Genomic DNA, 3185 nt, shown 5'->3' on the forward strand with positions numbered 1-3185 from the left:
ACGAATGCAGGTTGGCAGTTACAACTTAAGCAAGATTCGCAATTCCAAGCAAAAGACAAGGATAATAAAGTTACTGAACTTACAGGTGCAGAACTTTCACTCAACAATCCTGTACTGAAGTCAGTACAAAAAGGATCAGAATTTGCACCACTAGGGATTAGTCAAAAGCTTATTCCAGGTGCTGCCGCTGTAACGGTTGTTGATGCTGCTGCTGGTAAAGGAATGGGAACTTGGCACTATTCATTAGGAGATACTAATGAACAAGCGGCTAAGAGTGTTTCATTAACTATTCCAGGCGATACTGCAAAATTAGCAAATGTAGCGTATAAAACGGTATTAACATGGACATTAGTAGATGCGCCAGAAAAATCAGAAGTTTCACCAGAGGTTACACCATAAAAGAAACATCAATAGGGGATAAACTAGTAATTTAAACATTTAAAAAGGAAAGAGGAAGTTTATTATGAAAAAAACAACAATCGCTTCTGCGTTATTAATCAGTACATTTATTTTAGGAGCAGCGTCACCAGCTTTTGCTGATCAAGTTGCAGCGCCTACAACTGATGCAACCGTTAAATTCAAATCAGAACCTCAAGATGCTGATAATGACGGGAATACGATCGATCCACTGGATCCTGATGGTAATGGCGTTAAACCAGAGACTGGGGAAGGTTCAGTTGGAACTAAAGGACCTCTAAGAGTTGATTTTGCACCGAACTTTAAGTTTGGAACAGTTACAATGTCAGGTAATGCAGCAGAGTATCATCCACTATACATGAAAGTTAATTTATTAGATGAAACGGGTAAAGTGGCAGAGCCTTTACAATCGAAATATGTTCCTCACTATGTGCAAGTTACAGATAATAGAGGAACGAATGATGGATGGGAATTAACAGTTGCAGCCACTCCATTCAAAGGAACTGTAGTAGATAAAAATGCAGATTTAAAAGCTACGTTAACATTGGGACATTCACAATTTACATCTCCAGTAAAACCAGTTGACGGAAAAGATTTTAAGCCAGCTACATTAAATACAAATGTAACACTGACTCCAGAAGCTAAGCCACTTATTGTAGCAAAAGCGGATCAAGGAATGGGTTCATGGGCAGCAGTATTCAGCAAGGATACAACAGCTACTTTAACAGATACCGATAGAAATCCTAACGTTACACTTAGCGTTCCAGCTGATTCTAAGAAAGATGCTAATGAAGAATATAAATCTACAATAACTTGGACGTTATCAACAACACCAACAACGCCTCCTACAGGCAACTAAACAGATTAAGGTAATTGATTATTGCAGTAGTAGTGAAAACCTGCTACTGCAATAATCAATTCTTACATAAAGCAAAATGCATAACCTGTAATTATATAAGATATGGAAGTCGCTATTCGTGTAACATGGTCACTAAAAAACCAGCACTACTTGGACTGAGCGAAGTAAGAGTCCATATTTTATATGTTTACAGGTTAAAACCAAGGAGAGTGACTATGAGAATGAGAAAAAAATATTTTATTTTGCTAAGCATGATATTTATAACACTATCATTGTTTCAGCTTTCTAAAGTAGCAGAAGCAATAAACTATGATACTGAAATTGGCTTGACTTTTAATAGTGATGTATCGGTTGGCGGTGATTCTAGTTCGAGTACAACTTTACCAAGTAGTACAACAAATACATCAGAATCAAAAAGTACGACAAACACATCCGAGGGGAATCGGACTAATACAGATACATCAAGTAAAGTGGAAGAATCGTCAAAAATGAATAGAAATACAACAGCCAAGTCTGGTCTAACTGGTGTGTTACCTAGCACAGGAACCAAAAGCAATGTTTTGCTAATGGGATTAGGTATGCTAGTCTTAATACTTGTTTTCGCGTTTCTCATCTTTAAATTTTATAAGGTAGTTATTAAAAATACCGATAAATAGGACGTGGAAAAATGAAAAATAAAAAGTATTTTCTCTTGATAGTGGCTGTGACACTAAGTTGTTTGGCACTCTTGATTTATTTAAAAGTAGGAACAAAAATAGTTATGAAGGCTGAAGAAAATCCGAGAGAAATCAATAGTCAAATTAGAGAAGAGACAACGCCGCCTGAAATAACAGATGAAACAATTCTTTCGAAATATAATTTGCTATACAAGGGTAAGTGGAAATTCTTACTCAAAACTATTTTTACTCCTAATCAGTGGAAAGCGCTAAAGGAGTGGAATGGGGGGGGGGAAATTGAGTATGAAACAGAACTCGTAAAATCCGTTGTTGATTCTTCGTCTGTCGAATTAACGAGATTTGGTATTCAATTTAATGTTCAGGATATACAAATAAGGAGTACGTTTCCAACAATTCCAGGACATTATTATCAACTTTCTACAGAAATGCAGGGTAATTATGCTGATGCAAAATACGCATTAGATTGGGTATCAAACACAGATGTAGATAACCCCGTTTCTGTTTTTCCAACTTATAGGAACCTAGAAATCCGCTCAACTAATATTATTCAGGTTAAAAAAATCGTTAAAGCAACAACAACTGAAATGGCAGTTAGTTTTTCTGTGGCTCAAACTTCGCAGAATAATCGTGCCAATTATCGGAAGTTATCGGTTGTAGATCTGACTCAAGGGATTACAGAATCAAGCGAAGAACTTGAAGCTTTATTCACAGATAGTACACACACAGAATTAAAACTTTCGGCGACGCAAACAAAAATTGATAACGCAAAAAAATCGATTGAAACAATCGTCAATCAAACGACGAAAGCAGAACTAACAAAGGAACTAGCCAAAGCTCAAGCTTTGCTGGACAAAATTACAATGAGCTTGGCGATTCCAACAGAATTGGTCAATGATCCGAAAAATGAACTAAGTCATACCATCAAAGGGGAAACCTATCCAAATTCCTTTCTTCAATTTTCAGGAAGTAGTGCCTTTCCAGAGGGAACCTTAAGCTCAGAAGTGGCGGAGGATTCAAAAAAATACCAGATTCGCGCAGATGCAGAAGGGAACTTTAGCTACTCACTGCCAGAAGGAAAGTATTTTAAGTGGAATGAAAAAATCACCGTGACGAGCATGTTGAGAGGAAAAACGACTTCTGAAACACGGCAAGTCAAGGATAACACCCCACCAGAGAAACCGACATTAAATGCAATCAAAGACCAAACTGGAACCATTTCAGGTCAGGCGGAA

General features: G+C 37.2%; 4 protein-coding genes. All 4 read left to right on the plus strand.

Annotation, left to right across the window (positions count from 1 at the left end; genetic code table 11):
- The coding region (locus JZO69_RS15960; RefSeq protein ID WP_207113810.1) for a WxL domain-containing protein at positions 1-399 on the plus strand (399 nt) is incomplete at its 5' end.
- A 64-nt stretch (positions 400-463) separates the two neighbouring features.
- A complete protein-coding gene (locus JZO69_RS15965) occupies positions 464-1276 on the plus strand; it encodes a WxL domain-containing protein (RefSeq protein WP_010772620.1) in 813 nt (270 codons plus the stop codon).
- Positions 1277-1491: 215 nt separating this feature from the next.
- Positions 1492-1932 (plus strand): EF2685/EF0750 family sortase-dependent surface protein, encoded by a 441-nt coding sequence (locus JZO69_RS15970; protein ID WP_010772619.1) that lies wholly within the window; start codon positions 1492-1494, stop codon positions 1930-1932.
- Between the two features lie 11 nt (positions 1933-1943).
- Positions 1944-3185 (plus strand): toxin Cry1Ac domain D-VI-related protein (locus JZO69_RS15975; protein WP_242586915.1); only part of this gene is annotated, 1242 nt, incomplete at its 3' end.

This window comes from Candidatus Enterococcus ikei, from assembly GCF_017316105.1.
Lineage (GTDB): Bacteria > Bacillota > Bacilli > Lactobacillales > Enterococcaceae > Enterococcus_L > Enterococcus_L ikei.

Bases quoted from the DNA above. Each gene is read 5' to 3' on its own strand.
- JZO69_RS15965 (WP_010772620.1), top strand. From the start codon at position 464: ATGAAAAAAACAACAATCGCTTCTGCGTTATTAATCAGTACATTTATT.
- JZO69_RS15970 (WP_010772619.1), top strand. From the start codon at position 1,492: ATGAGAATGAGAAAAAAATATTTTATTTTGCTAAGCATGATATTTATA.